The 24,299-nt window shown below is 55.0% G+C and carries 21 protein-coding genes; 5 read left to right on the forward strand and 16 right to left on the reverse strand.

The genetic code is table 11. The features are described 5' to 3' along the window. The 3 genes from TH5_RS13765 to TH5_RS13775 form a co-directional block, all read left to right on the forward strand. Positions 1–285: methionine biosynthesis protein MetW (locus tag TH5_RS13765; RefSeq protein ID WP_244204916.1), on the forward strand; the 285-nt coding region annotated here is incomplete at its 5' end. Between the two features lie 117 nt (positions 286–402). Beyond that, entirely contained in the window at positions 403–1,272 is an 870-nt protein-coding gene (locus tag TH5_RS13770; RefSeq protein ID WP_114122348.1) for a hypothetical protein, read from the forward strand. An 11-nt stretch (positions 1,273–1,283) separates the two neighbouring features. Beyond that, complete coding sequence (locus TH5_RS13775) at positions 1,284–1,574, forward strand: hypothetical protein (protein ID WP_114122349.1); 291 nt, start codon at positions 1,284–1,286, stop codon at positions 1,572–1,574. Here TH5_RS13775 and moaE read toward each other — a convergent pair. The 6 genes from moaE to TH5_RS13805 form a co-directional block, all read right to left on the reverse strand. Then, on the reverse strand, positions 1,571–2,029 hold the full coding sequence (gene moaE, locus TH5_RS13780) for a molybdopterin synthase catalytic subunit MoaE (RefSeq protein WP_114122350.1): 459 nt from the start codon (positions 2,027–2,029) through the stop codon (positions 1,571–1,573). The genes TH5_RS13775 and moaE overlap by 4 nt on opposite strands. Positions 2,030–2,053: 24 nt before the next feature. Next, positions 2,054–2,605 (reverse strand): CDP-diacylglycerol--glycerol-3-phosphate 3-phosphatidyltransferase, encoded by a 552-nt coding sequence (gene pgsA, locus TH5_RS13785; RefSeq protein WP_114122351.1) that lies wholly within the window; start codon positions 2,603–2,605, stop codon positions 2,054–2,056. Between the two features lie 152 nt (positions 2,606–2,757). Further along, the gene (gene uvrC, locus TH5_RS13790) at positions 2,758–4,677 is read right to left on the reverse strand and encodes an excinuclease ABC subunit UvrC (protein WP_114122352.1); all 1,920 of its coding nucleotides are present in this window, start codon (positions 4,675–4,677) and stop codon (positions 2,758–2,760) included. A gap of 439 nt (positions 4,678–5,116) precedes the next feature. Next, positions 5,117–5,542 carry a dihydroneopterin aldolase gene (folB, locus tag TH5_RS13795; RefSeq protein WP_051682075.1) on the reverse strand — a complete coding sequence of 142 codons (426 nt, stop codon included), beginning with the start codon at positions 5,540–5,542 and terminating at the stop codon, positions 5,117–5,119. A gap of 61 nt (positions 5,543–5,603) precedes the next feature. Then, positions 5,604–6,362 carry an SDR family oxidoreductase gene (locus TH5_RS13800; protein WP_114122353.1) on the reverse strand — a complete coding sequence of 253 codons (759 nt, stop codon included), beginning with the start codon at positions 6,360–6,362 and terminating at the stop codon, positions 5,604–5,606. Between the two features lie 176 nt (positions 6,363–6,538). Continuing rightward, on the reverse strand, positions 6,539–7,501 hold the full coding sequence (locus TH5_RS13805) for a calcium/sodium antiporter (protein ID WP_114122354.1): 963 nt from the start codon (positions 7,499–7,501) through the stop codon (positions 6,539–6,541). 318 nt (positions 7,502–7,819) lie between these two features. Between TH5_RS13805 and TH5_RS13810 the strand changes: the two genes are divergently transcribed. Continuing rightward, positions 7,820–9,580 (forward strand): cation:proton antiporter domain-containing protein, encoded by a 1,761-nt coding sequence (locus TH5_RS13810; protein ID WP_114122355.1) that lies wholly within the window; start codon positions 7,820–7,822, stop codon positions 9,578–9,580. A gap of 66 nt (positions 9,581–9,646) precedes the next feature. Here TH5_RS13810 and phoB read toward each other — a convergent pair whose 3' ends face one another. The 6 genes from phoB to TH5_RS13840 form a co-directional block, all read right to left on the reverse strand. After that, positions 9,647–10,342, reverse strand: a complete 696-nt coding sequence (gene phoB / locus TH5_RS13815) for a phosphate regulon transcriptional regulator PhoB (RefSeq protein WP_007091986.1) — start codon at positions 10,340–10,342, stop codon at positions 9,647–9,649. A gap of 17 nt (positions 10,343–10,359) precedes the next feature. Further along, a complete protein-coding gene (phoU, locus tag TH5_RS13820; RefSeq protein ID WP_085645515.1) occupies positions 10,360–11,082 on the reverse strand; it encodes a phosphate signaling complex protein PhoU in 723 nt (240 codons plus the stop codon). A 21-nt stretch (positions 11,083–11,103) separates the two neighbouring features. After that, complete coding sequence (gene pstB, locus TH5_RS13825) at positions 11,104–11,907, reverse strand: phosphate ABC transporter ATP-binding protein PstB (RefSeq protein ID WP_062951342.1); 804 nt, start codon at positions 11,905–11,907, stop codon at positions 11,104–11,106. A gap of 1 nt (position 11,908) precedes the next feature. Then, positions 11,909–13,258, reverse strand: coding sequence for a phosphate ABC transporter permease PstA (gene pstA / locus TH5_RS13830; protein ID WP_114122356.1), 1,350 nt, complete (start codon positions 13,256–13,258; stop codon positions 11,909–11,911). Further along, positions 13,251–14,630: a phosphate ABC transporter permease subunit PstC gene (pstC, locus tag TH5_RS13835; protein ID WP_114122357.1), complete on the reverse strand. Its 1,380-nt coding sequence runs from the start codon at positions 14,628–14,630 to the stop codon at positions 13,251–13,253. Before pstC ends, pstA begins: the two co-directional genes overlap by 8 nt. A 132-nt stretch (positions 14,631–14,762) precedes the next feature. After that, positions 14,763–15,791: a PstS family phosphate ABC transporter substrate-binding protein gene (locus tag TH5_RS13840; RefSeq protein WP_114122358.1), complete on the reverse strand. Its 1,029-nt coding sequence runs from the start codon at positions 15,789–15,791 to the stop codon at positions 14,763–14,765. Between the two features lie 427 nt (positions 15,792–16,218). On the opposite strand from TH5_RS13840, the gene TH5_RS13845 reads away from it, so the two are divergent. Beyond that, positions 16,219–16,509, forward strand: a complete 291-nt coding sequence (locus TH5_RS13845; RefSeq protein ID WP_062961298.1) for a hypothetical protein — start codon at positions 16,219–16,221, stop codon at positions 16,507–16,509. Positions 16,510–16,599: 90 nt separating this feature from the next. On the opposite strand, the gene glcF is transcribed toward TH5_RS13845, so the two are convergent. The 4 genes from glcF to pyc form a co-directional block, all read right to left on the reverse strand. Beyond that, the gene (gene glcF / locus TH5_RS13850; RefSeq protein ID WP_114122359.1) at positions 16,600–17,919 is read right to left on the reverse strand and encodes a glycolate oxidase subunit GlcF; all 1,320 of its coding nucleotides are present in this window, start codon (positions 17,917–17,919) and stop codon (positions 16,600–16,602) included. Further along, positions 17,919–19,160 (reverse strand): glycolate oxidase subunit GlcE, encoded by a 1,242-nt coding sequence (glcE, locus tag TH5_RS13855; protein ID WP_114122360.1) that lies wholly within the window; start codon positions 19,158–19,160, stop codon positions 17,919–17,921. The genes glcF and glcE overlap by 1 nt, the downstream gene beginning before the upstream one ends. A gap of 90 nt (positions 19,161–19,250) precedes the next feature. Then, on the reverse strand, positions 19,251–20,735 hold the full coding sequence (locus TH5_RS13860; RefSeq protein ID WP_114122361.1) for an FAD-linked oxidase C-terminal domain-containing protein: 1,485 nt from the start codon (positions 20,733–20,735) through the stop codon (positions 19,251–19,253). A gap of 16 nt (positions 20,736–20,751) precedes the next feature. After that, on the reverse strand, positions 20,752–24,219 hold the full coding sequence (pyc, locus tag TH5_RS13865; RefSeq protein ID WP_114122362.1) for a pyruvate carboxylase: 3,468 nt from the start codon (positions 24,217–24,219) through the stop codon (positions 20,752–20,754). Positions 24,220–24,299: the final 80 nt, after the last annotated feature.

The raw sequence follows: 24,299 nt of genomic DNA on the forward strand, positions 1-24,299 counted from the left end.
AAAGCCATCGTTTCCTTTCCGAATTTCGGTCACTGGCGGGCGCGGTTTGATTTGATGTTCCGTGGGCGCATGCCACAAAACCCGAACCTGCCGATCATGTGGTACGAAACCCCGAACATCCATTTCTGCACCGTCCGAGATTTCGTTGCCCTTTGTGACGAGTGTGGTTTTAAAATCGAACGATCGATGGTGCTTAACGAAAGCGGATCAAAAGTCAGCCTGGACAGCCATTCCCGGCTTGCCAATTTCTTTGGCAATCAGGCGCTTTTCATGTTGAGCAAATAGCATCTGCCGTTTCCGGATCAAAAGGCCGCAGCAAATCTGCGGCCTTTGTCATTTTTGCCATCACATGTGCCCCCTGCCCCCGTCAGATGACGAGCATGATCACGTGATGGGGACGTTATGGCAGTTTCATCGATCTACCAATTCACACGCAAGGCAGTACTGATTATTGGCATCGGGCTTTTGGCCGCCTGTTCGCAAAAGGCCGAAACGCTGAAAATCACGGTCACCCAGTTTGGCAGCGCGACCGAGGATGCCTTTGAAGCCTATGGCACGGCACAGACCGCGCAATTTGCACCGACACCAAAATCGCAAAACGCCCGGCAATCCGAATTCATCACAAATATGGAAGCCTTCACCGGCAAGGTGACACCATCCAATCTGCCCACCCTGCTTGATCCGGATGCGGTTAAAATCGATCCGAATGTTGCGCAACAATGGCAAAAGACACTGGCTGATCTGCGCAGCCAATATCGGCAATTTGTCGCGATTTTCGATCAGATCGAGGGCGGATCGGCCCTTGGGGCATCGGCGGTCATGGATTCCGGTCCGATCCTTGAAAAACTGCGCAGTCAGCTTGACGCCATCACCAGCGATCTGGCCAAAGACCCGCCGCAATATCTGGTACGTCGCGGCACATTGATCGCCGAACTGAACAAAATCCGATCCGAACCAAACGATGATGACGACGCTAAATCATTGCGTCTGCAAATCTGGTGGCAGGACTGGCAGGCTCTGATGGCCGAGGAAAAGCTGCTTCAAACACATACGCTACGCAGCTTCATGACGGCATCCTCGCTTGGCGCGCATCTGCAAAATCAGATCAACAGTTACGCGAAACTCGATGTGACCGCCCTGATTGGTGCGGCCGAACAGGGCATCGCACTGGCCGGAGAAGTTCGTAACCTGCCACCGACGGAACTTGTCGCACAGGGCAACAACCTGCTTGAAACCGCCACTGGCAGTGCAACCGCGATACCAGCACAATAGGGAGTATCACCATGAGCAATCTTGATGAATTGATAAGGGCCGCCAAAGCCAGCTTCATTGAAATCGACGCGGCCTACCAGTCGTCAGACATCAACGAAAAACTTGTGATGGCCGAAACACGCAATAAAGCGGCTGATCAGCTTGTGACACTTCAGGCAAAGCGGTTGATCCAGAATGCATCGGCAATCACCGATGCGGATATAACCGAGATGAAGAACCTTAAAGACCGGATCGACGATGCCGCCCAAATCCAGACCGCGCTGCTGCAATTTGTCGGGTTGCTGGCAAAATTTGTCGGTTAATCCGTTTTCCAGCGATCAGCATTAGCATCATCTGATGCCTTCGCCGTGACCCAATGATCACCTTGGGCGGTTTCTTCGCGTTTCCAGAACGGGGCCCGGGTTTTAAGAAAATCCATGATGAAGTCGCAGGCTTCGAACGCAGCACGACGATGAGCCGACAGGGTTATCACCAGAACAATCCGTTCACCGGGTAACATGTGGCCAAACCGATGCACGATCCGCACATCGTCAAGCGGCCAGCGTTTGGTGGCTTCGTCTGCGATCTTTTCAAGTTCGCGTTCGGTCATCCCCGGATAATGATCAAGGGTCAGGGCCGAAACCTGATCACCGCCGTGAATATCACGTACCAACCCTACAAAACTGACCGCCGCCCCGATATCGGTGCGGCCATCGGTCAGGGACGCCAGTTCGGCGCCGGGATCAAAATCATGTTCCTGAACGGATACGCGTGCCATGCGGAACCTTATGCTCTGCGGACGTTAATCGAGATGCTTTAGCCCAGTGCGAAGATAGATATATCCGGTCTGAACCGTCACCAGACCGGCAATCCACAGAAGGATATCACCAATCAGGATCGACGGGATCATGTCGGGCGACGCATCCCCGACCAGAAGAAACCCGATGGCAAGGATTTGTGCCGTGGTTTTCCATTTCGCAAGGACCGTCACCGGCAGCGGAACTTTCAGTTCGGCCAGATGTTCGCGCAGACCCGATACCATGATTTCGCGGCACATGATGATCACAGCGGGCAAAACGGCCAGACCGGAAATGCGTTCAAACGCCACCATCATCATCAGGGCGGCTGCCACCAGAAGCTTATCCGCGATGGGATCAAGGAACCGGCCCAACGGCGAGACCACATTCATGCTGCGCGCAAGGTAACCGTCAAAAAAGTCCGTCACCCCGGCAAAGGCAAACAGCACAAATCCGATCCAGTTACCAACCGGCCCGCTGATATAAAAGGACGCAACCAGAGCCGGAATCACAATGATGCGCGACAAGGTTAGCAGATTGGGAATCTGGTTTTTCATAAACGGGCCTGTTTGCGGGTATTGTATCGAACGGTCCGGCGAAGCGTTTTCTGTCTCCCCGATGCGAGGCAATTATTAATGTCTCCGGGCAGTTACCACAAGTGCCGCGTTCAATTGCAACAAACCTGTTATGAAACGGCCCCTGATCGTGATCAGTTTTCCCCGTGGAAATGATCGTAAATCTTGCGCGCAAGGGCGGCACTGATGCCATCCACCGCCTCAAGATCGGTTAAACCGGCATCGGCCACCCCGCGTGCCGAGCCGAAATGATGCAGCAGTGCCTTTTTGCGCGCCCCGCCAACGCCGGGCACATTATCCAGAACGCTTTTACCGATCTGCTTGGACCGTTTGGCGCGATGTGTGCCAATCGCCCAACGGTGCGCTTCATCACGCAGACGCTGGATGAAATACAGAACCGGGTCCTGCATATCAAGGCGCACGGGCGGCTTTCCTGGGATATGCAGCACTTCCTTGCCAGCATTCCGATCAACACCCTTGGCGACACCAACCAGCATCACATCTTCGATTCTCAGATCTTCAAGCACTTCGCGGGCAACACCAAGCTGCCCCAAACCGCCGTCAATCAGGCAAAGGTCGGGCCATGTGCCGTTTTCCCGATCCGGGTCTTCCTTTTGCGCACGGGCAAACCGCCGGGTCAGGACTTCACGCATCATGGCAAAGTCATCACCCGGCGCGATATCGCCCTTGATATTGAATTTGCGATAGGCACTTTTCATGAAACCTTCGGGCCCGGCAACGATCATGCCGCCGACCATGTTGGTGCCCTGAATATGGCTGTTATCGTAAACCTCGATCCGTTCCGGCGTGCCGTCCAGTTCGAGTTTGTCCGCCAGGTCTTCCAGCAATTTGCGTTGTGACGCGCTTTCGGCCATGCGCCGTCCCAGCGCATCCTTTGCATTGGTCAACGCATGTTCAACAAGCTTGCGCCGACCACCACGCTTGGGCACCTGCAGGATGATCTTGCGGTTGTTGTTGATCGACAATGCGGTTTCGACCAGTTCCTGACCTTCAATTTCATGCGATAGCAGCACCTGTTTCGGGGCCGGTTTATCGGCATAAAACTGCCCGACAAAGGCCGACAGGATTTCGGGTATTTCCGCCCCCTGCTCATGTCGCGGGAAATAGGACCGGTTGCCATAGTTCGACCCGGACCGGAAAAAGAAGACCTGAACACAGCTTTGCCCGCCTTCGTGATGCAGCGCAATCACATCGGCCTCTTCAACGCCTTCAAGATTGATGTCCTGATGTGACCGTATCTGACTAAGCGCACGGATACGGTCGCGATACATCGCAGCCTGTTCAAAATCCATGCGTTCGGATGCCGCCAGCATGTCGGTTTCAAGCTGTTTGAGGATTTTCTGGCTGCGCCCGGTCAGGAAGTCACGGCAGATATCAACAAGTCCGTCATATTCGGCCTTGGCAACCCGATCCACACACGGCGCAGAGCAGCGCTTGATTTGATACAGCAGACACGGACGCGACCGGTTGGCAAACACCGCATCGGTGCAGGACCGCAGCAAAAAGGCACGCTGCAAGTGATTAATCGTATTGTTCACCGCCCAGGCGGACGCAAACGGACCAAAACAACTGCCATCCTTGGCCCGTGCGCCACGATGTTTGACGATACGCGGATAATCGTGATCCTCGGTGATCAGGATATAGGGGAAACTTTTGTCATCGCGCAGAAGGATGTTGTAGCGCGGCTTAAGTTTCTTGATCAGGTTGGATTCAAGCAGAAGCGCTTCGGCTTCGGTATGGGTCGTGATGATTTCCATACGGACCGTCTGCGCCACCATGCGGGCAATCCGTATCGGCAACTGCATCAGGCGAGTATAGGCCACCACACGCTTTTTAAGGTTCTTGGCCTTGCCAACATAAAGAACCCGGTCCTTGTCATCGATCATGCGATAGACACCTGCCGATCCCGGCATGGTTTTCAGCGCATGTTTGATGGCCTCGACACCGCGCGCAGCTCCCCCGTCATACTCATCGCTTTCAAGCGACAATCCGATTTCCCGGGCGGGGTTTTCGGATGGGGTTTCAGGCTTCATCAGGCGTCTCCGGCAGATTTATTAAAAATCAAAAGTTGTGACGGCGGTCACTTCTCAAACGGGCTTCCGACAATACCCAAAAAGATTAACGCCGCAACATCACTTCACAGAATCGCGACCGGAAAAAGATGTCCACCAAGGCTGTGGATAAGTTTGTGGGTAATAGGGGGGCTCTTTGCTACACCCCTTGAGAGTCTTAACGTTCTATGAAGTGCACATTTATTGAGCAAACAAGTTAAGTTATTGATTTAATTAACAAAAAATACTGTCAACCTGAAAACATTCGGTAATAGAGGAGTCAAAAAAGAATATTTTCCTTTGATTCCACGCCCCCAGATGCTTGTGCATAAGGGCGGCAGCGATTCGGCCTAGAGGAATCAAAGAGTCCCCGTCCAAAACCGTTAACAAAAGTAAATTTTACGCAGATTTACCGATGCGATCAGCGCGCGATATTAAAGCGCTCTATTTCGACCCCGACCGCTGCAACGTCGTCAAAGACATCAAGCTTTTCAACCCGGACGTTTACCTTGCGCACCCGGCGATCCGCCAGGCACATATCGGCCAGTTTTTCCCCAAGGGTTTCCACAAGGTTCACATGACCGTCACGGCAGATTTCCCTCGTGCCTGTCACCAGATCCTCGTAGCTTAAAACAGTGGCAATATCATCATTCTGGACACCTTCGCCTTCGAGTACGGCAAGATCCAGATTGATACGCACCCGCTGAGGGGCATGTTTTTCGTGGTCATATACGCCAATGGATGTTTCGACGACCATGTCGCGCACGAAGACACGACGCAAACTGCCTGCATGATCTGCATAGGGCAGTGTCGTAATGTTATCGTCCTGCTTAAGGCCTGCGGTCATGGTCTGGTCTTCCTTGTGCTGCGCTTCTGCGGCCAGATGTCCGGAACCCAAGCCCGATGCATCATTCCTCTGGCATATTCTGTTCGCCACTGGGCGCCCAATTCAGGTGCTGCCCGCCGTCAAGCGCTAACATTTGCCCGGTGATGGCTGGCGCGGCAAGGAAAAATCGTACCGCGTCGCAAATCTCTTGCGGGTTTGTCCCAATTTTCAGGGGAGTCTGATCACATTGCTGATCGAAAACTTCCTGTGTTTGCCGAACACTAGGCAGTGCCGGGCCGGGGCCAATGGCGTTGACCCGGATTTGCGGTGCCAATGCCAGTGCCAGCGTCTGGGTCAGGGTCCAAAGACCTGCCTTGGACAAGGTATAGGTCATGAAATGCGGTGTCAGATTCCAGACGCGCTGATCAATCAGGTTGATGATGGCACCCTTGTACCCGTCCGGTAACCGTTTGGCGAAATCCTGCGACAGCACGAACGGCGCACGCAGATTGGCTTCCATATGATAGTCCCAGCCTTCACGCGTGGCAGTGCCAATATCATCATATTCAAAGGTGGATGCGTTGTTGATCAGAACGCCAATCGAGCCCAGTGCAGCCGTTGCCTCGCGCACGACACGCCCGGTGTCTTCTTCCCGGCCAAGATCGGCCGAAATAACGCAGGCACGACGGCCAAGGGCACGGATTTCATCGGCAAGCTGTTCCGCATCCCTTCGGGAGGAATGGCAATGAAGGGCAACATCATATCCCTGCGCAGCCAGATCAAGCGATAAAGCCCGTCCGATACGCTTCGCAGCCCCTGTCACAAGGACCGTTTTCGGCATTATCCCTGTCATCCGGTTTCCATCCCGTCCGTCAAGATGCGCCCCCTTTTCCGGGGCGGGCGGTCGCCTTTAAATATCGGGCGCGCCGTCATTTATGTTCGGCAATCCCGGAACTTACAATCAAACCTGCCTGCCGGTCCATCACCGTGTGAACGGTTTCAGGCAGGCACGACGGATCATGCCATGACCAGACTTGCGACATATCCAAGATAGGCAAGAACAAAGACAATCCCCGTAATCCGCGACACACCGTGCAGGAAATAGCCGACAACCAGCAAAAGCACGGTCACCGCCAACATGATCCACAGATCGGATTGCAGAATCTGATCAGGCACCGCAATCGGAGCAATCAGCGACACACCACCAATAATCACCAGCAGGTTCAGAAGGTTTGAACCAACCACATTGCCAAGTGCAACATCGGAATGCCCGCGGAACGCCGCAACAATTGATGCGGCCAATTCCGGAAGCGACGTTCCGAACGCAACAAGTGTCAAACCAATCACGGCTTCAGAAACCCCGAACTGGCGTGCGACCGAAACACCACCATTCACCAGAAGATCGGCACCATAGGTCAGGGCAACAATACCGATAACGGTCGCAACAATCGGTTTCAGCCAACCGCTTGGCACCTCGCCGACTTCGTCGACTTCTTCCTCATGCAAGTGGCTGGCTTCGCCCGGGCTTTTTTTGTCATGCTGATAGGTGAAATACCAGATTGCCGCCAGAACCAGCAGCATCACCGCCCCTGCCCAGCGTTCGACAACACCAAACATGCAAAGTCCGATAAACAGAACCGTGCCCAGCAACATGGTACCGCCATCACGCACAACCATGGTTCGTGATGCAGCAATCGGTTTCAGAAGCGCTGTCGCCCCGAGAATCAGAAGAATATTGGCAATGTTGGAGCCAACCACGTTCCCCATCGCGATATCCCCCGAACCGGCAAGTGCCGCATTCAGCGATACGACAAATTCGGGGGCCGACGTGCCAGCGGCCACCACGGTCAGACCGACAATAATCTTGGAAACGCCCATTAGCAGTGCCAGACCAACAGCGCCGCGAACAATAAACTCGCCACCGGCCGTCAAAAGCACAAGACCACCAATAATCTGCAAATAAGGGATGAACTGTTCCAATGCCGGCCTGCTCGTCTGGGGAAAATTTTGATTATTTCTGTGCCTTTTAACGGGCCAGCGGAACATGGCATTACGAACCCAGAATAGCAAGCAGCGTCGTCCTACCGAAGGACCATTTGCCATATCGGTGTGATGCTGTTCCCACACTGAAACGCAAGCCGAACGTAATCACCACGGTCGCGTAGTCTTAATACATGTCATCCTTCACTGATGCCTTCGCACACGCGAAATTTCCATAGAAATCATAGGGGTATTTCCGCTATCCTGATTTCAACGATTTTTTTTACACGCCTATCTTCGCCGGACGCATATCCCATCATGTCTCACAGCGTTCTTTTCGAGCTGTTCCTTGTCCTGACCGCCGCGGTAATTGCTGTGCCGCTGGCCCAGAAATTACGTGCAAACTCGATCATCGGCTTTCTGATCGGCGGCTTTTGCATCGGCCCTTTTGGTTTTGGCCTGATCAGTGACCGCGAAGACATTTCAACCGTGGCCGAGCTTGGCATTGTTTTTCTGCTTTTTATGATCGGTCTTGAACTGTCGCGCGAACGCCTGCGCGTGATTGGCGGCCGGTTTGCTACCCTTGGCTTCCTCCAAATCGGTGTTACGATGGCAGTGATGTTCGGGGTATTGCTGCTGATCAATTACGATATGCCCGCCTCTATCGTAATCGCCGGGGCACTCGCCCTGTCATCAACGGCCATTATCCTCAAACAGCTTTCCGATGAACGCCAGCTGCACACCCGTTTCGGGCGCGCCGCCCTTGCCATCCTGCTGCTGCAGGACGTTGCGGTTGGCCCCTTCCTAATCATGGTACAGGCTGCTGGCAAGGCGGGAACCGAAACCAGCCCATGGATCAGTGCGTTAAGTGGTGTCGGCGCTGTTGCCGTCCTGCTGCTGGCCGGCCGCTATCTGCTGCCACGACTGTTTCGCTATATTGCGTCCCTAAAAAATCCGGAACTTTTCGCAATCGGCACGCTGTTTGTCGTTCTGGCTGCCAGTACCCTGACCGAAGCGGCCGGTCTTTCGATGGCGCTTGGTGCCTTTATCGCCGGGGTGATGCTGGCCGAAACCGAATTCCGCCATCAGATCGAAGCCGACATTTCACCCTTCCGCGGGGTTTTCCTGTCGCTGTTCTTCATGTCGGTCGGTATGTCGGTCAATGCCAATGTGGTCATCGGACAGGCTGGCACCATCATTTTGTGGTTGATCGGGCTGTTGGTCGTTAAGGCAGCGGTACTTTTCGGACTATCCCTGCTGATCGGCTTTAACCGGGCTTCATCGATCCGAGTTGCCATGAGCCTTGCAGCCGGTGGCGAGTTTGCCTTCGTCATGCTGGCACTGGCATCCCAGAACGGGGCGGTTCCGATTGATATTGCCGTAATGCTGATCCCGGTTGTTGCGATTTCGATGGGTCTGACACCCACCCTGATTTCGCTTGGTCACCGGATCGAACAAAAGCTCCATCCCAAGGAAAACGATCAGCTTAGCGAAATTTCAGATGAAACCGATGGCATTCAGAAACATGTTCTGGTGATTGGTTGCGGGCGTGTCGGTCGGGTTCTGGCTCGTCTGCTGAGGACCAAGGATATCCCGTTCATCGTTCTTGAATCCGATGCCCAGCAGGTTTCACGCGGCCGTGCCGAAGGTCTGCCGGTTTATTTTGCCGACGGGTCACGTCCGGAAACATTCCGCGCAGCCCATACCGAACAGGCGCATATTGCCGCTGTCGCGATGGGGAACCCGCATGCAACCGAAAAGACGGTCGCCTTGCTGCGCCAGCATTACCCGCATCTGAAAATCTTTGCCCGTGCGCAGGACATCACCCATATCGGGCCCCTGTCGCGCAGTGGTGCCGATGCCGCCATTCCCGAAGTCCTCGAAACCGGTTTGCGCCTGTCAGATCACGTTCTGGCCGCCTGCGATATCCCGCAGGAAGATATCGACACCGAAATAGCCAAGTTCCGACGTGCCGATATGCTGCTGATGAACGAACTTGCGCCGCGCACCGCGCGCCAGAAAACCGAAGACCCGGCCCCAAAACCCGCCAAACCGGCGAAATCCAGGAAAACCACCTGAAAACAAAAACCCCCATCACAAGGATGGGGGTATTTCATTTCGTCTTCCGGAATAACCACGCCACGATCAGGCGGCTTCGACATCCAGTGCGTAACCGGCGGCACGAACTGTACGGATGACATCACGTGTTCCCTTGACGTCATTCAGTGCCTTGCGCAGACGGCGAATGTGTACGTCAACCGTCCGGGTTTCGACATAGATGTTCGGCCCCCAGACCGCGTTCAGAAGCTGCTCGCGCGAGAAAACCCGCCCCGGATGTTCCAGGAAGTAACGCAGCAGACGGAATTCGGTCGGGCCAAGATGGATGGCCTTGCCATTGCGGCTGACACGATGGGCCGCGAGATCCATTTCGATATCGGAATAGATCAACTGCCCCTGTGGTTGCGCCGGGCCGGACCGACGCAGCAACGCACGAATACGCGCCAGCAATTCGCCAATCGCGAACGGCTTGGTCACATAATCGTCGGCACCGGTATCAAGGCCACGGATGCGGTCGCCTTCTTCGCCACGCGCAGTGACCATGATCACCGGCAAATCGCGGCTTTCAGGCTTCCTGCGGATCTGGCGGCAAACCTCGATCCCTGACATCACCGGCAGCATCCAGTCCAGAAGGACCAGATCGACATGGGTTTCGGCCAGAATTTTCAACGCTTCGTCACCGTCTCCGGCTTCGACAACCTGCATTCCCTCGCGTTCGAGGTTGTAGCGCAACATGGTTACGATTGCAGCTTCGTCCTCGACGATAAGAACCGTTGGGTCCATCTTCCTATGCTCCAGTGTCACTCATTCGGTTCTACGACGGCAAAGTTCGCCGCGTCATTTTTTGGCCGAGTATCCATCGGCAGGTCTTCGCCCTTGATCCGATAGTAGATCGTTTCGGCGATATTGGTCGCATGATCGCCAATACGTTCGATGTTCTTGGCAATAAACAGCAGATGGGTCGATGCCGTGATGTTACGCGGATCTTCCATCATATAAGTCAGCAGTTCACGGAACAGGGAGTTGTACATATCGTCAACTTCCTGATCGCGCGCCCAGACACGCTGGGCCTTTTCCGCATCACCTTCGATATAGGCGTCCAGAACGTCCTTGATGATTTCCTGGCACAGCTTGGCCATGTTCGGGATCACCTGAACCGGACGGATCGGCGGCACCTGGTTCAGAACCTGCGCACGCTTGGCAATGTTTTTCGCCAGATCACCGATACGTTCCAGATCGTTGGAAAGCTTAAGCGCGGTCACCACCTGTCGCAGGTCATCCGCCATCGGCTGGCGCAGAGCCAGCAGACGCACGGCAAAGTCCTGTACTTCCTGTTCCAGCGTATCGATACGGTGATCAGAAAGGATGACCTTCTCAGCCAGTTCCGAATCCCGTTTGACGATCGCGCGGATCGCAGAAATCAGCTGGCTTTCGGCAAGCCCGCCCATCTGCGAGATGATATTGTTCAAACGGGTCAGTTCTTCGTCAAACGAACTGACGATATGATGTTTTTCGTCGGCCATCTAAAATACTCCTGCCCGGAATTAACCGAAGCGACCCGTGATGTATCCCTTGGTGCGTTCGTCCTTGGGATTGGTGAAAATCTGATCGGTTTCGCCCACTTCGACCAGCTTGCCGAGATGGAAGAACGCCGTGCGCTGCGACACGCGAGCCGCCTGCTGCATGGAGTGCGTCACGATCACAATGGTGTAGTTCGAACGAAGCTCGTCGATCAGTTCCTCGACCTTCGCAGTTGCAATCGGGTCAAGTGCCGAACACGGTTCGTCCATCAGGATGACTTCCGGGCTGACGGCAACCGCACGCGCAATGCAAAGACGCTGCTGCTGTCCACCCGAAAGACCGGTTGCTGGCTCCGGCAGACGATCTTTGACTTCTTTCAGAAGGCCTGCCCGTTCAAGCGAGGTCATGACGATTTCGTCAAGCTCGTCACGCGAATTGACCAAACCATGAATACGCGGGCCATAGGCCACGTTGTCATAGATCGATTTCGGGAACGGGTTCGGTTTCTGGAACACCATGCCGATACGGGCACGCAACTGAACAACGTCAATCGCCTTGTCATATATATCACGATCATCAAGCGTCACCTTGCCGTTGATCGTGACACCGTCAATCGTATCATTCATGCGGTTCATGCAGCGCAGGAAGGTCGATTTGCCGCAGCCCGACGGGCCGATCAGCGCAGTAACCTGACGTTCGACAATGTCGAGATTGACATCGAAAAGCGCCTGATTGTCGCTGTAGAAAAGATTAAGGTCACGGGCCGTCATTTTCGGGCTAGTGACTGACGGCTCTGCCGTCATTGCGCTTTGAGTTACAACAGCCATTTTACCACTTCCGTTCAAATTTCTTGCGCAGATACACGGCAAATCCGTTCATCAGGATCAGGAAGCCCAGCAATACCATGATCGCCGCCGAGGTTTTCTCGACAAAGGCACGTTCCGGACTGTCAGCCCACAGATAAATCTGCACCGGAAGAACCGTCGCCGGATCAAGCGCGCCCCCCGGAACATCAACGATGAATGCCACCATACCGATCATCAGAAGCGGTGCGGTTTCACCAAGTGCCTGCGCCATGCCGATGATGGTTCCGGTCAGAATGCCGGGCATTGCCAGCGGCAGCACATGATGGGTCACCGTCTGTACCGGAGATGCCCCAAGTCCAAGGGCAGCCTGACGGATTGACGGCGGTACCGCCTTGATCGCTGCGCGCGATGCGATGATGATCGTCGGCAGGGTCATCAGTGCCAGCGTCAAACCACCGACAACCGGTGCCGAACGCGGCAGATGCATGACATTGAGGTAGACCTCAAGCCCGAGAAGACCGAACACGATCGACGGCACAGCCGCAAGGTTGTTGATATTGACCTCGACAATTGTCGTGAAACGGTTTTTCGGGGCAAACTCCTCCAGATAAATCGCTGCCAGAACACCGATCGGGAATGACAGGAGAAGCGTCACAACCAGGGTATAGAACGACCCGACTGCGGCCCCCCAGATGCCGGCAAGTTCCGGTTCGCGCGAGTCACCATTGGTGAAAAACCGCGTGTGGAACTGTTTCTCAACGGCACCATCAGATGTCAGCGCGTTATACCAGCCGATTTCCTGATCGTTCAGGCGACGGTCGCCTTCATCTGTATCTGCGCTGATATACCCCTTGTTGAGCATGTCAAAATCGTCACCCGAAATCAGCCAGATCTTTCGGGTCTGTCCAATCAGGCTCGGATTATCAAGCACACGTTCGCGCAGATCGTAGGACGCCCCGCCCGAAACGATGTCATAAAGGTCGCGACGTTCGCGGCGATCGGTTACATCCGGGAACCGGTTACGCAATGCTTCCTTGACCAGGCTATCGAAGTTGGCGCGACCGATAACTGCCGGGTCACCTGTTCCGTCCGGATCAATCTCAGCCGGATCGAAATGAATTTCGAGCTGAACATAGGTCTGGAAGAAGGCACTGTACCCCTTCGAAACAATCGAATAACCAAGTACGAGCAGCGCCATGAGAGCGATGGCAATCGCGCTCAGGCCGTAGATCTTGAACCGGCGTTCCGCCGCATACCGCTTTTTGATGTTGCGGGCAATTTTCGGGCTATCCCAGTCAACCGGCGTGTGCAGATTGCCAGAGATCACTTTTGCGGCGGCTCTATCTTCCATAAGCGATGCCATATCAGTCATATTTCTCGCGATACTTCTGAACAACCTTAAGGGCAAAAACGTTCAGGCCCAAGGTGACAAGGAAAAGAACAAGACCGAGTGCAAATGCCGACAGGGTTTTGGCACTGTCGAACTCCTGATCACCGACCAGAAGTGTTACGATCTGCACGGTAACGGTGGTAACCGCCTGCAACGGGTTGACCGTCATATTGGCCGCAAGTCCGGCGGCCATAACCACGATCATGGTTTCACCAATTGCACGCGACACTGCCAGCAGAACCGCCCCGACAACCCCCGGCAGGGCAGCGGGAAGGATCACGTGACGGATGGTTTCCGACTTTGTGGCACCCAGACCATAAGATCCGTCGCGAAGGGATTTGGGCACCTGCGACATGACATCGTCAGACAGCGAGGACACAAACGGAATGATCATCACACCCATAACGAGACCGGCGGCAAGCGCGCTTTCGGAACTGACATCCAGTCCGAGAACAGCACCATTGTCACGCAGGAACGGCGCAACCGTCAGGGCAGCAAAGAAGCCATACACAACCGTCGGAACACCGGCCAGAATTTCAAGGGCCGGTTTGGCAAAAGCACGGAATTTCGATGATGCGTACTCGCCCATATAGATGGCAGAGAACAAACCGACTGGCACGGCCACAAACATCGCGATCAAGGTGATCAGCAGCGTCCCCACGAACAGCGGGATCGCACCAAAGGCCCCCTCCGATGCCACCTGATCGGCACGGATCGCCGTCTGCGGGCTCCATTCCAGTCCGAACAGGAATTCGATCGGGTTGATCTTGGAGAAGAAATGCAGCGCTTCGAACAGCAGCGAGAAAACGATCCCCACGGTCGACAGGATCGCAATCCCGGAACAGGCGATCATCGCATAACGCGCGATACGTTCGACATTGTTGCGTGCCCGCATTTCTTTCGCGATCTTGCGATACGACAGCGCCAGCCCGATCATCGCCGTACTCAGCATCACGACAACCAGTGCCGCATTGGCAATGGTCTGCAGGTTCGCAAGACGCTGGCCCGCTTCCACGACTTCCGGATCAACCGACAGATGTTCACCATTACCCGCAGCAATCAGCGAGATACTGTTCAGGGCCAGTGAAAGACGGCCCGAGTCACCGGTAATTTCGGCAGGAAGATCGGAAACGATCATCGCTTCGATGATCGATCCCTGAAACATGTACCAGACCAGAAGCAGCAAAAGCGCGGGAATACCGCACCACATCGCCGTATAGGTCCCGTAATGGGCTGGCAGGGAATGCAGATTGCTGTATCGGCCGCCCGACAGGGCAACGGCCCGCTGCCGCCCGAAATAGAATGACAGCGCGCAAAGTGCAGCAACCGCGAGCAACAGAAAAGTCAGGGACATTTCGATAAATCCGTTTGCCTGGAGGGCCTGTTTAAATCACGAGGAGCCAATAGGACAAAAATAATAAATCAATCAAGCCAAGAAACAAAGAAACCGGTGGCAGCAACGGCCGCCACCGGTTGAAAGATCGCGTTACATGCTCAGCGGAGCAAGGTTTAGCGCAGCATTGCGAACTGCTTCACGCTCGGTCGCATCCATCGGGATGAGACCACGGTCAGCAAGGTAACCTTCGCCACCAAATGCTTTGTCGGAGGTGAATTCGGTCAGATATTCTTTGATACCCGGAATGGTACCGACGTGGGCGTTCTTGACATAGAAGTAAAGCGAACGCGAAACCGGGTAATCACCAGCCGAGATGGCTTCGAAGGTCGGCTCGACACCGGCAATCAGGGAACCCTGAAGTTTGTCGCCGTTCTGATCAAGGAACGAGAAGCCGAAGATGCCAAGTGCATCATGGTTTGCTTCGAGTTTCTGAACGATCAGGTTGTCGTTTTCACCGGCTTCAACATAGGCACCGTCTTCACGAACACCTTTGCAAACTGCACCGTGCTGATCTTTGTTGTCCTTGATTGCCTTAATGGCTTCGAAGGAGTCACAGGCTTCTTCAAGTACCAGCTCGGTGAAAGCGTCACGGGTACCGGAGGTCGGGGGCGGGCCGAGAACTTCGATTTTAACGTCCGGCAGGCTCGGGTCGATTTCGGCCCAAGTGCTGTACGGGTTGTCGATCAGCGACTTGCCGTCTTTCGAAGGAACGGTTTTGGCCAGCGCCAGGAAGATCTGTTCTTTGGTCAGATCAAGACGCGGAGCATCTTTGGAGTTCGACAGAACGATACCGTCGTAGCCAACTTTGACTTCGGTGATTTCGTTAATGCCGTTTTTGGCACAGGTTTCAACTTCGGACTTCTTGATGCGACGCGAAGCATTGGTGATGTCCGGATGCTGTTCGCCAACACCGGCGCAGAACAGCTTCAGACCACCGCCGGAACCGGTTGATTCAATAACCGGGGTCTTGAACGAGGTGGTTTTACCGAATTCTTCAGCAACGGCAGTTGCGAACGGGAATACGGTGGACGAACCAACAATACGAATCTGGTCGCGTGCCTGGGCCGCGCCAACAAAGGCAACGCTCATCAGCGCCGCAACAGCAAGAGTCTTCTTCATGGTAAATTCCCCATTGATTGTTCCAAACCGGAACGGTGCAACGATCTGCGAGGCGGACTCTAACGCCGGGTGCTTACGGTATTGCGTCAGTTTTGTTAACGTTATGTGACAACGTATCAGAGATGCAAACCACCTCCTGAAAACCTTTATTTCTCAACGATTTTTGCAAAATAGCGCCTGCAAATAATCAAACCCGGAACCGACAATTCCAGTGCTGCATTGTTCGATTTTGACGGACTTGGTTACAAAAACTGTAACATTGCCCAAACACCGCATTGGAAATTCTTAAGACTGTCGCTCAAACACGCCCGAGCTGTTTTCAGCTTCCCCCGACTTTACAAAGCGGGCTGAAAGCATGAAGCTTGTTCATAAGATATCAACCCGTTGGGGGCACTCTGGCGCAGAACAGCGCAAAAGGGAGACGACAATGAGCACTTCGCTCGACGAGATTCAGGAACTGATCCAGAAACTTTCCGGCGAATTGGGCGACATGTCCGAAGCCGCATCACGCCACATCGATGACCTGCACGTCGCGGTCAACAACATTGCGTCTCATGTCCTTGCCATGGAAGCCGTCATTGCGGTGATGGCAACAAAAGTCGATGTCAGCGAAGCCGAGGTGCAAAACTGGATTCGCGAAAAAACGGCCGCCTTTGCCGAAGACAGCAGCGAAGGTTCCGCCGCCGAAGGCATCGCTACCAGTCTGCTTGCGAAATAGGCGGTTTCGCAACACCGCCTGTCCGTTCACGCAAAAGCCCGCCAACGCCATGTCGTGCGGGCTTTTGCATTCAAACTTTTTGACTGGTGGCTAGGCGATCTTGTCTGCGTAATAGGGCACAAGCTTCTCCGGAATTGGTCCCCCCATCGCCCAGTCAAGCAATTGCACCGTATGAACGACCTTCAACATGTCTGTTTCGAGCTGCACCATGCAGCCGATATTGCCCGTCGCAACCAGATCCGGTGCCGTGTTTCTGATATTGCCAAGTTTGCGGTCGCGCAGTCTGCCTGCGATTTCAGGCTGCAACAGGTTATAAACCCCCGCCGACCCGCAGCATAAATGCCCCTCGGCAATTTCAAGCACCTCGTATCCGGCCTTTTTCAATAGGTCGCGCGGCTCCCGGATGATCTTCTGGCCATGTTGCATCGAACATGCGGAATGATAAGCCACCCGCGCCCCGCCATGAGTCGCCCCGGCAAAACGATCCGCCGGGACATCAATCCCTGCCAGATATTCGGTCACATCACAGGCAAGGTCGGAAATTTTGGCCGCTTTCGCCGCATAATTCCGATCGTGGCGCAACATGTGCCCGTAATCCTTGACCGTTGTGCCACATCCCGATGCCGTAATGACAATCGCATCAAGCCCCTCGCCCGCAAGCTCCCGGCTCCAAGCATCAATGTTGGCTTTGGCCTGTTGATGGGATTGCGCTTCCTTGCCCATATGATGGACAAGCGACCCGCAACAACCCGCCCCTTGGGCCACAACGATTTCGATGCCAAGGCGTGTCAGTAAACGAACGGTTGCCTCGTTGATCTCGGTTTCAAGAACCTGTTGCGCACAGCCGGTCAGGATGGCGACCCGGCCTTTGCGTTGACCAATGGCCGGGATCACCTGCGGCTTGTCGACCCAGCTTGGCGGCGGCATATGCCGTGCCCCCATTTTGACCATGCCCTTCAGACGTCCGGGCAAAAGGTGTGCGAATGGCGATGCCAGCTTCGCCCCGATCAGCGAAAGCCTGAAAAGCGTTGGGTTGGGCACAACAATCGATAAAATCCGGCGCAGCCATTTATCAGCAAACGGCCGGTCATAGGTTTCTTCGATATGGGCGCGCGCATTGTCGATCAGATGCATGTAGTCGACACCCGACGGGCATGTCGTGGTGCAGGACAGACACGACAGGCACCGATCCAGATGTTTGACCACCTTATCCGTTGCCGGTTTATCGTTTTCCAGCATGTCCTTGATCAGGTAAATCCGACCGCGCGGGCTATCAAGTTCGTCCCCCAGCGTTACAAAAGTCGGGCATGTCGCGGTACAAAATCCGCAATGCACACATTTCCGCAGGATCTGTTCACTTTCGGCGATTGCCGGATGGGCAAGCTGGGCGGCGGTAAAGTTCGTTTGCATTACGCATCCCCCCGCTTGGTAAGCCTGTGTCCGATCCGCCCCGGGTTGAGGATGCCTTCGGGGTCAAAATTTTCGCGGATTTTGGCGTTGATGCGGGCCAAAGCCGCATCCTCGGCATGGAACACCGACACCTGATTTCGAATATCGTCAGGCGCACGAACCAAAACCGCCTGCGCATCATGAAGCCGGGCAATGTCGCGCACTTTAGCAGCCATCGCATCCCCCCCCGGCAGGAACAGCCAGATTTGCGCCCCGGCCCAATCCATCATGACCTTTCCGCCGGTATTCGCCACCAGTTTCGCGGCAATCGCCCCACCCGATGCCGGTGCTACGGAAACACGCCATAAAATTCCCGTACCACCGGCAAACGGCGCCACATCGGCCACCGCCCGCCAGAACGTATGGCTGTTGGCGCTATGAAGTTCTTCACTAGCACCAATGTCGGCCAGAAGCTTGCGCAATGCCTCGCACCGCCAGGCAACCGAGGGAGCCGGTCCTTCAACGCGCAGCGCGACAATCCCAGACCCGATGCCGGTCACCATATCCATACCGAACTTTCCAACCTCTTCCTGCGCAATCCATGCGCCGGCGGAAACCTCGTTCTCGCTGCCCATGGCACGGGTCATCGCACGCCCGGCACTTTCCATATCGTCACAGGCGATCAGAACGGTTCGGGTTTTCTCGTCGCACGGCATGACTTTCATGGTGATGGTATGCATCACGCCAAGCGTGCCAAACGATCCCGCCATCAGCTTTGACAGATCAAAACCCGTCACATTCTTCATCACCCGCCCGCCAGATTTAAAATCCTCGGCCCGGCCGCTAATGGCTTCAAACCCCAAAAGATGATCGCGTGCAGCACCAACCTTGATCCGGCGCGGACCGGACAAATTCGATGCAATCAATCCGCCAATCGTTCCGGCATGATCAGAAACGCCATCGGCCAGCAATCCCGGAAAATTTCCGGGCTCAAAATGGAATTGCTGGTTTTTATCTCGCAGCAATGCGTCGATTTCGGCAAGGGACGTTCCGGCACGTACCGACAACACCAGTTCTTCGGGTTCGTAAAACATGATCCCGGTCAATTTCGACAGGTCCAGAACATGGTCGGCGGCAACCGAATGTCCGTATGTTTTCTTGCTGCCCGATCCGATGATTTCCAGCGGGTTCTTCGAACCAAGTGCCCAACTGACGGCCTCGCGCAATTGCTCCGGCGTGGTGGGGGATATGACTTCCGTCATGATGGTTTCTCTCTTCCTCTCCTGATCCTTGCCGACCGGTTGGTGGGAACCGATGGCAGGATTATTTTTATTTTCGTTTTTCGGCCCGGCTTAGAAACGCGGGATATCCGGGAACTTGTTGGCAACTTCACGCGCATGCAGGGTTTTAAGTTCCCCGCAGCCATGCAAGGTCGGGAAAACCTTGCCGGGGTTTAGTAATTCGTCTTCGTCAAATGCCAGCTTCAGGCGTTCCTGATGCTTCATGTCGTCTTCGGTGAACATTTCAGGCATCAGATCGCGTTTTTCGACGCCAATCCCGTGCTCGCCGGACAAGACACCACCAACCTCGACACACAGTTTCAGGATATCAGCACCGAATGCCTCGGCCCGTTCCAGTTCGCCGGGCTGATTGGCATCAAACATGATCAGCGGATGCAGATTGCCGTCGCCTGCATGAAAAACATTGGCAACCCGCAACCCGTGGCGTTGCGACAGAACCTGCATCCCGGTCAGAACTTCGGCCAGGCGGCGGCGCGGAATGGTGCCATCCATGCAGATATAATCCGGCGAAATGCGCCCAATCGCCGGAAAGGCATTCTTGCGCCCCGACCAGAATAGCAGGCGTTCATCCTCGCTTTCGGAAATGCGCGAATAAACCGCACCGCATTCCTTGGCAATCGCGCCGACACGTTCAATCAGATAATCGACCTCGACCTTTGGTCCATCAAGTTCAACAAGCAGCAAAGCCTCGACATCAAGCGGATAACCCGCATGAACGAAATCCTCGGTCGCCTTGATGGCCGGGGCATCCATCATTTCAAGTCCGCCGGGAATGATGCCGTCGGCAATAATCCGGGCGACGCAATTGCCGCCCTCCTCGCTACTGTTAAAGCCGAGCAGAAGTGCGCGCGCCGTTTCCGGCTTGCGCAGGATGCGTACCGTGACTTCGGTAACGATACCCAACAACCCTTCGGACCCGGTAATAACCCCCAAAAGGTCATAGCCCGACTGATCCAGCCCCTTGCCCCCGACACGAAGGATTTCACCTTCGATCGTGACCATTTCAACACCAAGGACATTATTGGTGGTCAGCCCGTATTTAAGGGAATGCACCCCGCCCGAATTTTCGGCGATGTTGCCACCAATCGAACAGGCGATCTGGCTGGACGGGTCCGGGGCGTAATAGAACCCCTTATGTTCGACCGCACGTGTGATGCCAAGATTCGTCACACCGGGCTGCACAACGACGGCCCGGTTATCCCAATCGATATCCAGAACGCGGTTGAATTTCATCATGCTGATCGTGATCGCATCCGCCATTGGCAACGCTCCGCCCGAAAGGCCGGTGCCCGCCCCCCGCGGGACGACACGAATTTTATGGGTATGACAATATTTCAGGATGGCCGCGACCTGCCCGGTATTTTCGGGCAGGACCACGATCATCGGAAGCTGGCGATAAGCCATCAACCCATCGCATTCATAGGGCCTGAGCTGATCTTCATCGACGATAACCCCACCTTCGTTCGGAACGATGTCCCGCATGGCGGCGATGATATCCTTGCGACGTGCAAGGGTCGATTGATCCGGCTCAGGCATCCTAAGCATGCGAAGTTTACTCCCTTAATTCGATCAGCAGATCCTTGCTGTCGACCTGTGTACCGGCGGGGGCATGGATGGTTGCCACGACCCCGTCCCTTTCCGCATGAACCGCGGTTTCCATTTTCATCGCTTCAAGCGAACACATTACATCGCCCGCCTTGATCTTCTGGCCTTCGGCAACATGGACCTCGACGACAAGCCCCGGCATCGGGGCAGCGATATGAAGCTGATTACCATCCTCGGCCTTTGGCTTGACCTTGCCCGTGGCGGCCAATGTCTTGTCGGCAACCTTGACTGTTCGGGGCTGGCCGTTCAGTTCAAAGAACACGGTCCGATTGCCTTCCTCGTCCCCGCCTTCGGATGTTGCAAGATAGCGGATAACAAGCGTCTTGCCCTTTTCCAGATCGACGGAAATCTCGTCATTCTGGCTCATCCCATAGAAGAAGATCGGGGTCGGCAGGATCGAAACATCGGCGTTGTGGCTGCGATGTTCGGCATAATCGAGGAATACCTTGGGGTACATCACATAGGATGCGACCTCGGCATCACTGATGCTGCGATGGGTTTTCTTTTCGATTTCCTTGCGGGTTGCTTCGAAATCGATCGGGGCCATAGATTTACCCGGCCGATCCGAAAGGGCTTCTGCCCCCTTAAGCACCTTGCGCTGAAGGGCTGGCGGGAAGCCACCAACCGGCTGACCGATTTCACCGCGGAAGAACGAAATGACGCTATCGGGGAATGCGATGTCCTTTTTCGGGTCCAGAACATCCTTTTCGCTAATACCCGACGTCACCATCGTCAGCGCCATGTCACCGACAACTTTCGAGCTTGGCGTCACCTTGACGACATCGCCAAACATCTTGTTGACCGCGGCATAGGCTTTCGACACTTCCGGCCAGCGTTCCTCGATGCCAAGCGACCGCGCCTGCTGACGCAGGTTGGTATATTGGCCGCCCGGCATTTCATGGACATAGACATCCGATGTGCCGCTACGGATATCGCTTTCAAACCCGGCATAATAACGCCGGACCTGCTCCCAATAGGTCGAAACTTCTTTAAGCGCCTCGGTATTCAGCCCCGGATCACGTGGCTGCCCGATATAGTTATTGGCAATCGACCCAAGGTTTGGCTGCGATGTCAGACCCGACATCGAATCCATCGCGGCATCAACCGCATCCACCCCGGCATCAATGGCGGCAATCACGGTGGCCGCCGAAATGCCGCTGGTATCGTGAGTATGGAAATGGATCGGGATATTGACCGTATCCTTCAACGCCTTGATCAGGGTCGTAGCCGCGGCCGGGCGCAGAACCCCTGCCATATCCTTAAGCCCCAGGATATGCGCACCGGATGCCTCAAGCTCGCGGGCCATTTTGACATAGTAATCAAGGTTATATTTCGGGCGTTTCTCGTCAAAGATATCGCCGGTATAACAAATGGTCGCCTCGCACAGCTTGTCGGTTTTCAAAACCGCATCCATGGCGACTTTCATGTTTTCGACCCAGTTCAGGGAATCGAAGACACGGAAAACATCCATGCCGTGTTCTGCTGCCTGCTTGACGAAATATTCGACCGCATTGTCGGGATAGTTGGTGTAACCGACCGCGTTCGATGCCCGCAAAAGCATCTGGGTCAGGATATTGGGAACGCGTTCGCGCAACTTGACCAGACGATCCCACGGATCTTCCTTAAGGAACCGCATCGCGACGTCAAATGTCGCCCCGCCCCAGCATTCCAGCGAAAACAGTTCCGGCAGCCCATGCGCATAATAGGGTGCTATTTCGAGCATATCGAAGGTCCGCATCCGGGTCGCCAGCAGCGACTGATGGGCATCACGCATCGTGGTATCGGTGATCAATACCCGTTTCTGATCCTTCATCCAGCGTGAAAAGCCCTCGGCCCCCAACTGGTCAAGCTTCTGCTTGGTGCCCGGCCGGATTTCGCCCAGATCAATCGATTTCGGCATGACCGGCGCATGCAGGTTGGTCGGCACCACCCGGCCTTCGACTTCCGGATTGCCGTTCACCGTGACTTCACCGATGAAGCGCAGCAACCGGGTTGCACGGTCGCGGCGGCGCACAAACTTGAACAGCTCCGGCGTTTCATCAATGAATCGCGTGGTATATTCACCGGCCCGGAATTTCGGGTGATTGATCAGGTTTTCAAGGAACGCCAGGTTGGTCGCAACACCACGGATACGGAATTCACGAAGGGCGCGGTCCATTCGGTCGACCGCTTCACGCGGGGTACTGCCCCATGCGGTGACCTTTTCCAGCATACTGTCATAAAACGGGGTGATCACCGCCCCGGAATAAGCCGTGCCGCCATCCAGACGGATGCCAAAACCATTGGCACCACGGTAAACCTTGATAATCCCGTAATCGGGGACAAAGCTGTTTTCGGGGTTTTCGGTCGTGATGCGGCACTGAAGCGCATGATCACGCAGCTTGATCTTGTCCTGCCACGGAATACCGGTTTCCGAAGGGAAGCCGATACGCCCCCCCTGTGCGACAAGGATTTGCGCCTTCACAAGGTCAAATCCGGTCACGCATTCCGTCACGGTATGTTCGACCTGAATGCGGGGATTGACCTCAATAAAGTAAAACTTGGATGTATCGACATCCATCAGGAATTCGACGGTACCCGCATTGACGTAATTTGCGGCCTTGCCCAGACGAAGCGCTGCTTCGCAAAGTTCTTTGCGCTGATCTTCGTTAAGGTAGGGAGCAGGTGCCCGCTCAACGACTTTCTGGTTGCGACGCTGAACCGAACAGTCACGTTCAAACAGATGCACCAGCGTACCATGCGTATCGCCCAGAAGCTGGACTTCGACATGGCGGGCACGACGGATCAGCTTTTCGAAATAGACCTCGTCATTGCCAAATGCGGCTTCTGCTTCGCGCTTGGCGGCCAGAACCTGTTTGGAAAGGTCCTTGGAATTCTCGATGACGCGCATCCCGCGACCACCACCGCCCCAGCTGGCTTTCAGCATGATCGGATAACCGACCTGATCAGCAATGCGGGCCACTTCATCCATATCATCGGGTAATGCGCCTGATGCTGGCATCACCGGCACACCCGCACTTTCCGCCAGATTGCGCGCGGCAACCTTGTTGCCCAGCGTGCGCATCACTTCAGAATCGGGACCAATGAATGTTATGCCAGCCTCGGCACAGGCATCAGCAAAATCGGGGTTTTCAGACAGGAACCCATAGCCCGGGTGAATGGCATCCACACCAGCTTCACGGGCAACGCGCAGGATATCCTCGATATCAAGATAGGCGCGAATGGGTTTGTTGCCCTTGCCGACGGTGTAACTTTCATCGGCCTTGAACCTGTGCAGGGCAAAACGGTCTTCGTCGGAAAAGATGGCAACTGTGCGAATGCCAAGCTCGTTGGCGGCACGCAGAACACGAATCGCGATTTCACCGCGGTTCGCGACCAGAAGTTTACGGATACGCTTTGGTGCAGAACGCGTCATGGACACCGGGCTCCTACCAGATTTGTAGGGCAGGTGCGTCCCTGTGCGCCCCTGCCGAAAACCAAGAGAAACGCCACGAT

This window comes from Thalassospira xianhensis MCCC 1A02616 (assembly GCF_003326475.1).
In the GTDB taxonomy this organism is placed as follows: domain Bacteria; phylum Pseudomonadota; class Alphaproteobacteria; order Rhodospirillales; family Thalassospiraceae; genus Thalassospira; species Thalassospira xianhensis.

Bases quoted from the DNA above. Each gene is read 5' to 3' on its own strand.
- TH5_RS13770 (WP_114122348.1), top strand. From the start codon at position 403: ATGGCAGTTTCATCGATCTACCAATTCACACGCAAGGCAGTACTGATT.
- TH5_RS13775 (WP_114122349.1), top strand. From the start codon at position 1,284: ATGAGCAATCTTGATGAATTGATAAGGGCCGCCAAAGCCAGCTTCATT.
- moaE (WP_114122350.1), bottom strand. From the start codon at position 2,029: ATGGCACGCGTATCCGTTCAGGAACATGATTTTGATCCCGGCGCCGAA.
- pgsA (WP_114122351.1), bottom strand. From the start codon at position 2,605: ATGAAAAACCAGATTCCCAATCTGCTAACCTTGTCGCGCATCATTGTG.
- uvrC (WP_114122352.1), bottom strand. From the start codon at position 4,677: ATGAAGCCTGAAACCCCATCCGAAAACCCCGCCCGGGAAATCGGATTG.
- folB (WP_051682075.1), bottom strand. From the start codon at position 5,542: ATGACCGCAGGCCTTAAGCAGGACGATAACATTACGACACTGCCCTAT.
- TH5_RS13800 (WP_114122353.1), bottom strand. From the start codon at position 6,362: ATGCCGAAAACGGTCCTTGTGACAGGGGCTGCGAAGCGTATCGGACGG.
- TH5_RS13810 (WP_114122355.1), top strand. From the start codon at position 7,820: ATGTCTCACAGCGTTCTTTTCGAGCTGTTCCTTGTCCTGACCGCCGCG.
- phoB (WP_007091986.1), bottom strand. From the start codon at position 10,342: ATGGACCCAACGGTTCTTATCGTCGAGGACGAAGCTGCAATCGTAACC.
- phoU (WP_085645515.1), bottom strand. From the start codon at position 11,082: ATGGCCGACGAAAAACATCATATCGTCAGTTCGTTTGACGAAGAACTG.
- pstB (WP_062951342.1), bottom strand. From the start codon at position 11,907: ATGGCTGTTGTAACTCAAAGCGCAATGACGGCAGAGCCGTCAGTCACT.
- pstA (WP_114122356.1), bottom strand. From the start codon at position 13,258: ATGACTGATATGGCATCGCTTATGGAAGATAGAGCCGCCGCAAAAGTG.
- pstC (WP_114122357.1), bottom strand. From the start codon at position 14,630: ATGTCCCTGACTTTTCTGTTGCTCGCGGTTGCTGCACTTTGCGCGCTG.
- TH5_RS13840 (WP_114122358.1), bottom strand. From the start codon at position 15,791: ATGAAGAAGACTCTTGCTGTTGCGGCGCTGATGAGCGTTGCCTTTGTT.
- TH5_RS13845 (WP_062961298.1), top strand. From the start codon at position 16,219: ATGAGCACTTCGCTCGACGAGATTCAGGAACTGATCCAGAAACTTTCC.
- glcF (WP_114122359.1), bottom strand. From the start codon at position 17,919: ATGCAAACGAACTTTACCGCCGCCCAGCTTGCCCATCCGGCAATCGCC.
- glcE (WP_114122360.1), bottom strand. From the start codon at position 19,160: ATGACGGAAGTCATATCCCCCACCACGCCGGAGCAATTGCGCGAGGCC.
- TH5_RS13860 (WP_114122361.1), bottom strand. From the start codon at position 20,735: ATGCCTGAGCCGGATCAATCGACCCTTGCACGTCGCAAGGATATCATC.
- pyc (WP_114122362.1), bottom strand. From the start codon at position 24,219: ATGACGCGTTCTGCACCAAAGCGTATCCGTAAACTTCTGGTCGCGAAC.